The organism is Okeania sp. SIO2B9, from assembly GCF_010672505.1.
GTDB classification, from domain to species: Bacteria; Cyanobacteriota; Cyanobacteriia; order Cyanobacteriales; family Microcoleaceae; genus Okeania; species Okeania hirsuta.
This window is the reverse complement of sequence record NZ_JAAHGK010000309.1, coordinates 1-6,497: the sequence shown is the minus strand read 5'-3', so window position 1 is coordinate 6,497 and position 6,497 is coordinate 1. Positions and strand designations below refer to the sequence as shown.

4 protein-coding genes and 1 pseudogene are annotated in these 6,497 nt (G+C 34.1%); 4 read left to right on the top strand and 1 reads right to left on the bottom strand.

Annotated features, from left to right (window positions below; translation table 11 throughout):
* From F6K13_RS12925 to recJ, 3 genes and pseudogenes are all read left to right on the top strand, one after another.
* Positions 1-196, top strand: a pseudogene (locus tag F6K13_RS12925) (PD-(D/E)XK nuclease family protein); the annotation flags it as partial.
* Positions 197-848: 652 nt separating this feature from the next.
* Positions 849-2,045 carry an ATP-binding protein gene (locus tag F6K13_RS12920; protein WP_287287566.1) on the top strand — a complete coding sequence of 399 codons (1,197 nt, stop codon included), beginning with the start codon at positions 849-851 and terminating at the stop codon, positions 2,043-2,045.
* A 975-nt stretch (positions 2,046-3,020) separates the two neighbouring features.
* Positions 3,021-5,402 (top strand): single-stranded-DNA-specific exonuclease RecJ, encoded by a 2,382-nt coding sequence (gene recJ, locus F6K13_RS12915; protein WP_124144503.1) that lies wholly within the window; start codon positions 3,021-3,023, stop codon positions 5,400-5,402.
* Between the two features lie 604 nt (positions 5,403-6,006).
* On the opposite strand, the gene F6K13_RS12910 is transcribed toward recJ, so the two are convergent.
* Positions 6,007-6,159, bottom strand: coding sequence for a hypothetical protein (locus tag F6K13_RS12910; protein ID WP_161564905.1), 153 nt, complete (start codon positions 6,157-6,159; stop codon positions 6,007-6,009).
* A gap of 49 nt (positions 6,160-6,208) precedes the next feature.
* Here F6K13_RS12910 and F6K13_RS12905 point away from each other — a divergent pair.
* Positions 6,209-6,497, top strand: a 289-nt coding sequence (locus F6K13_RS12905) for a zinc ribbon domain-containing protein (protein WP_287287564.1), incomplete at its 3' end; no start/stop codon positions are given.

Below are 6,497 nucleotides of genomic sequence, written 5' to 3'. Positions count from 1 at the left end.
TTGGTTAAAAAATTATCAGGAAAAGGGTGAAGAATTTCCTCAAGTTCAGAAGATTGAACATTGTCATTCTTGTCAATTTACTACTCGCTGTCAGAATTTTTTAGAAGTTCAGGACAAAGAAGTAGATATTCAGTCTACATTTGCTTCTGCTGAATTAATATTAAGTATAGATAGTATTCCAGAAATATCAATTTAGCTGAAAATTATTGAATTAAATTCTAGGTACAATTCCATAGAAATAATACCAAATCCGGTTATTAAAGACATTTTATAGGATGTAAGATTCAAACCTCTCCTCATCTCCCCTACAACTTGTCTCCCCATCTACATCAAAGGATGCTTTATAAACAGGATTTAGTATTAGCTTAAAAATTGCTCCAGTCACTATAGAAATTATTTTTTGGTAAAATATAATAGTTATTACTATATTTAGTCAGACACTCCCTGTATAGCTCTAATTTTGAATTTGGTATAAAATAAGTAAAAAAGAAAGCAATGCTTCTGGAGAAGTTTAACATTTAATAGAAAAAAAAGACTTTATTATTATCTCAAAATCAAAAAGTTTGTGTGTAAGTGATACCTAAGTCATACTCATTGTAACTTATTGCAGCTTTTGTCAATTGAATGAGAGATTGGGTGAAAATTTGGGACTTTAGGAAAAAGGGCTTGAACAGAGAGTAATAGTTAAAGTTTACTCCTTTGTAGTTCACCTTAAGTCAACACAAAAAGCATCATTCGATGTATAAGATACTTCACTCCACCTGCATCAGAAGCTTGATAATATTTATGATTATTTATTATCAGTAATTTATAAATTTAAAAGTAATCGGCTTATTAGTTAAAATATTATGTCATCAAAAATACTTGTTGTAGATGATGAGCCTGATTTTGAATCGCTGATCGTCCGTAACTTTAGAAAAAAAATCAAACAAAAAGAACTAGAGTTTATTTTTGCTAGAAATGGTGTAGAAGCATTAGAAATATTGTCAGAAGAATTGAATATAGATATCGTATTAACTGATATTAATATGCCTTTAATGGATGGATTAACTTTATTAGATAATCTTCAAGATCAATATCCTGATATTAAAGCAGTAATTATTTCTGCTTATGACGATATGGAAAAAATTAGGTCGGCAATGAATAGAGGTGCTTTTGATTTCTTGACTAAACCTATAGATTTTGAAGATTTAGAAATTACGATCAAAAAAACATTAGAAAATGTTAGACAACTCAAAGAAAATAAACGTTTAAAACAAGAAAAAGATGAAGCACAAGCAGCAAACCGAGCAAAAAGTGTGTTTCTAGCAAATATGAGTCATGAATTACGAACACCATTAAACGCGATTATTGGCTATAGTGAAATTTTATTAGAAGATGCTCGGGATTTAGGTTATGAAGACTTTGTTCACGACCTTGATAATATTCATACTGCGGGAAGACATTTATTAACAATAATAAATGATATTCTCGACCTTTCAAAAATTGAAGCAGGTAAAATGGATGTCCACTTGGAAAGTTTCAAGATAATGGCATTAATTGAAAATGTCGTAGCTACTATTCAACCATTAATTGAGCAAAATAGTAATACATTAGAAATTATCTGCGAAGATCATCAGGAATTAATAGTAGCTGACCCTAATAAAATGCGCCAAGTGATTTTAAATCTTCTGAGCAATGCAGCGAAGTTTACAGAAAATGGCAACATTAGTTTGAAGGTTAAAATTATTAGCAATGATGAATATTGTACTGTTCAAAGTGAGGAATTGACCCCTAAGAAAATGTTGATTTTAAGTGTTGCTGATACTGGTATAGGTATATCAGAAAATCAAATGAATGTTTTATTTAAACCATTTACTCAAGCTGATAATTCAACTACACGGAAATATGGAGGTACTGGTTTGGGTTTAGTTATTAGTCGTCACTTTTGTAAAATGATGGGTGGGGATATTGGTGTAGTGAGTGAAGTTAATAAAGGTTCAATATTTACTGTCAAAGTTCCTTTTATCAAAGAACAATTTATCGACGAAGAATTATTTTATTGAAGAAGGTATTCAACAATTAATAATTAATAATTAATAATTAATAATTATTAATTATTATCTCTCCTTGAAAAGAAGAGGATTGACCCGAAGTATTTTTTTTATTCTCTTTCTCGATTGGAGATGGCGACGATAATCCGTCATCCCACCCTTCGGGAAGCTGCGCTAACGACCGCTTTTTATCTCCTTAAAATAGAGGCTTTAGACCACAATTTTCATGTAAAAATAGTGTTTTTTTACCCAGATTTTTCAGTACTAAGATGAAATACGAAAAATAAAATAACGCTAAAGTTACTTCACAAAAAATTAAAGTTGAGCAAGATAATAAAAGAGCAATTTTATATTAAATACAAGTAATTATGCCATCTTCCCATCAACCAATATCTGTAACAAATATCAGGGCTATTTCTAGAGTTGTTTCATTCTAAACTGTGCCATTTTATGTATTGACTAAACAACATTATTTCAATATTTAGGGAATTTATCTTTCCCTGTCTGAAAAGCAATAAATTAATTGCCAAAATCTAGAATGAAATGACCCTGGATCTATTTCATACAAGTATTTATATCATGTCTATTTAAATAACCCCAATAAAAAATTTAGGGAGTAGGGAGTAGAGAGTAGGGAAGAAGGAGAAATTTGTTTACCCAGCATTCGGACTGAAAAAATATTCCCTCTTAAGAGAAGAACATTTTTATTATGGCTAATTAATGAGACTTGATATTAGATGAATTTTTTTCATCTACTACCTAAAACCTACCACCTAATATTAAATCTGGTTGAATACTTATTATATAGTTGGCAGAGGTGGGGAGATGGGGAGATGGTCTGATTTAATATTGAATATTGAAGTGTGGATAGAATTATAAACATATACTGTATAACCAGATTCTATATAAAATCTAACACCTAAAACCTACCACCTAATACCTGACAAAGAACGGCAGTATAGTGACGATAAATTAAATTTATTAAAGATGTCTGAAACCAGAAATTATTGGCAAATTTATGCCTCCGATAATCCGCCAAATTCATTTGTTGAGATTATCAAAAATTATGCACCAAAATTATCAATAAAATATCTACCACAATTATTATGGCACCGTGGAATTAAAGATACTCAAAAATTAGCAGGTTTTTTAGACCCAAAACAATATCAACCCACTAATCCCTTTGAATTTGGCATCGAAATTAACAAAGCTATAGAAAGAATTATTGATGCTAAAAACAATCAAGAAAAAATTGCTATCTGGGGAGACTTTGATGCTGATGGTATTACCTCAACATCTGTACTTTGGGATGGATTAGGAGATTTTTTTCAGAAAAATCATCAATTAACTTATTACATTCCTAACAGATTTACAGAATCTCATGGTTTAAATATTCCTGGAATTGAACAGTTAGCAAAAAAAAATTATAGCTTAATAATTACCTGCGATACAGGTAGTACAAATATTGCCGAAATAGAATATGCAAATAACCAGGGAATAGACATAATTGTCACCGACCATCACACTCTACCCCCTCAACGTCCGCCCTTATTAGCTATTATTAATCCTCGTTATTTATCCCCCTCTCATCCCCTATATAATCTCTCCGGAGTTGGAGTAGCTTATAAATTAATAGAAGCACTTTATTTAACTCATCCAGAAATACCTAAACTACCCTTAAAAGAATTATTAGATTTAGTAGCCATTGGTTTAATTGCCGATCTAGTTCAACTAACAGAAGAAAGTCGATATTTAGCACAAATAGGAATTGAAAAATTAAGTACACAACTCCACAAAACCACCAGACCAGGAGTCGCCAAACTATTAGAATTATGTAAAAAAACAGGCGATCGCCCCACAGATATTTCCTTTGGTATTGGACCTCGAATTAACGCTGTAAGTAGAATCATCGGAGATGCCAGCTTTTGTGTAGAATTACTCACCAGTCGTGACCCCCAAAATTGTCAAAAACTCGCCATAGAAACCGAACTGGCCAACTCTAGGCGCAAATCCCTACAAAAAGAAGTAGTTCGAGACGTTACCCAAAAATTGACCAAACTAGACCTTTCTACCACTAACGTCATAGTTCTCACAGACCCTCAATGGCCTGTAGGTGTGTTAGGATTAGTAGCAGGTCAAATAGCTCAAGAATACAACCGTCCCACTATTTTGTTGACCGAGGAAACTGAGGCGGTCAAAAACTCTGAGGAACCATTATTAGCTCGTGGTTCCGCTCGTTCCTTTGGTCAAATAGACCTATACCAGTTAGTTAAAAATCAAGAACATTTATTACATAGGTTTGGAGGCCATCCTTTTGCTGCTGGCCTAAGCTTGCCAGTAGAAAATATCCCCATATTTACAGATGCTATTAATCAATTATTAGGACAAACATTAGGAACGACCGTTAACCAGACTTCAACAATAGAAGTAGATTTAATTGTGACTGTCTCTGAGTTGGGTAGAGATTTATTTCAAGAACTTAAACTTTTAGAACCCTGTGGAATGGGCAACCCTGTTCCTAAACTTTTAGTCCAAAATTGTAGGTTTAGTAATGTTTGGCACAGAAATCAAAAAGATTTAAACGGAAAAAAAGTTCAATATATCAAAACAGATTTTGAAATTTGGGATGAGTCTGGGGAGGAAGGGTTCCCTGGTGTTTGGTGGGGTCATTATAAAGATGAAATTCCTGAAGAAAAATGTGATGCTTTGGTAGAGTTAGACTTCAATGCCTATAAAAAACGTTATGAAGTTAGACTTATTGCCGTACAACCATCGCTCCAAAATACCCAGTTAAAAACATCAAATCTTGTAGATTGGATTTGGGACTGGCGTAATAGTCAGAGAATCGGTAATCTAGAAGAAATAAGAATTAATAGCCAAAAAGATTTTATTCTTCTCAAAGAATGTCCCACTAGCTGGAACGATTTACGAGTCTGGTTTCGGCGAGCAATAAATCAACAAAAGAAATTAGCGATCGCCTACTCACAACCTCCTATTGTCCCTCCGACAGATATCTGGCAACAACTTTTGGGTATTTCTAAATATCTCAGTCGTACAGCTAAACCTGTCACCCGTTATCAACTCCTAAAAAAATTAGGTATTGGTGATACTACTCTCAAATTAGGTTTTCAAGTATTACAATATTTATGTTTTAATGTCAAGTATAAAGACCAAGCATTTTACATAACTCAAAATCAAATCAAAAACCAAAAATCAGAAACTCAATCCCAAATAATCGGAAAATTCCTAGCAGCAATATCAGAAGAACAATTTCGGCAAAAATACTTCTGTGAAGTACCATTAAAAACAATAGAAGCGATCGCAGCTCAGACAATCTTAGAAGATACTACGATCTCTATTCCCTTTTAGTGCCGCTACGCGGAAGTCAAAAGTCAGCGGAAGTCAAAACTCAAAAGTCAAAAGCGAGTGTGTAATTCTGAGGGGACCTCAGAATGTAAGACACACTCAAGACAGTCAAAAGTATTGATTGGTAAAGCTCTTAGGATTTTGTAACTGGTTAGTTATTTCTGCCATCCTGCAATAGTGGACTGACACACATTAGATGTGGAGATGGGGAGATGGGGAGATGGGGAGATGGGGAGATGGGGAGATGGGGAGATGGGGAGATGGGGGGAGTGTGGGGGCAAAAAATTTATCTACAGTTCTCAAAAAAATGTATTTTTCAATACACTTTTCTCCTAAAAAAGTCGCCCCAATACCAATACATAACTCGTATATTTTGTCAATTTTTATGTTAAGAAAGATGTTTATAAAGCATAGCCTCTTAAGGGGATAATAAAGAAAATTTTCATTATTAGTCAATCCTCTTTTTTTCAAGGAGAGGTAATTATTAATTATTAATTAGGGCTTGCTGATTAAATCTAAAAGCATTGACATATAAAGATTTTAGCCTTTTTGGGTTTGAAAAAAGTGCCTGGTTTTCAGCTCTTGATGCTCATGCATGGAGCGTATTTTAGGCACATAGTTGGGCAGAACAATCTTGGGACAATTTTCCGACTACCTCCTCGCTCATTCCCATTTCTCCCCTCCTGGGAGGGGGAGGGGCGAGGGGTGGGTTGTCTCCTGTCTCCTGTCTCCTCCCCCTACTAAAAGACTTTTTCAGCAAACCCTAATTATTCATTATTCATTATTAATTGTTGAATTAACCCCCTATTATGCTCATCTGTCCCGAATGTGAGTTTGAAAACCCGAACCAGAATAAATTCTGTGAAAAATGTGGTACATCCCTAACCCACAAAAATTGTCATCAATGTGGAACACAAGTGTACTTGAGCGTTCGACAATGTCACAACTGTGGTGCTGATATAGCTCAAGTCTGGAAGGCAATTATAATTACTCAAGCAGAAGCTCTCCTCCCCAACTCACCTGAAATTAATCTCAAGGAAATGGGACAAGAAGAAGTAATCAGCGGAGCAAGTCCCCTGGCCAAAGATTCGGCGGAGA

What these genes read in the sequence shown, in the direction of transcription:
- recJ (WP_124144503.1), top strand. Translation starts at nt 3,021, where the DNA reads ATGTCTGAAACCAGAAATTATTGGCAAATTTATGCCTCCGATAATCCG.
- F6K13_RS12920 (WP_287287566.1), top strand. Translation starts at nt 849, where the DNA reads ATGTCATCAAAAATACTTGTTGTAGATGATGAGCCTGATTTTGAATCG.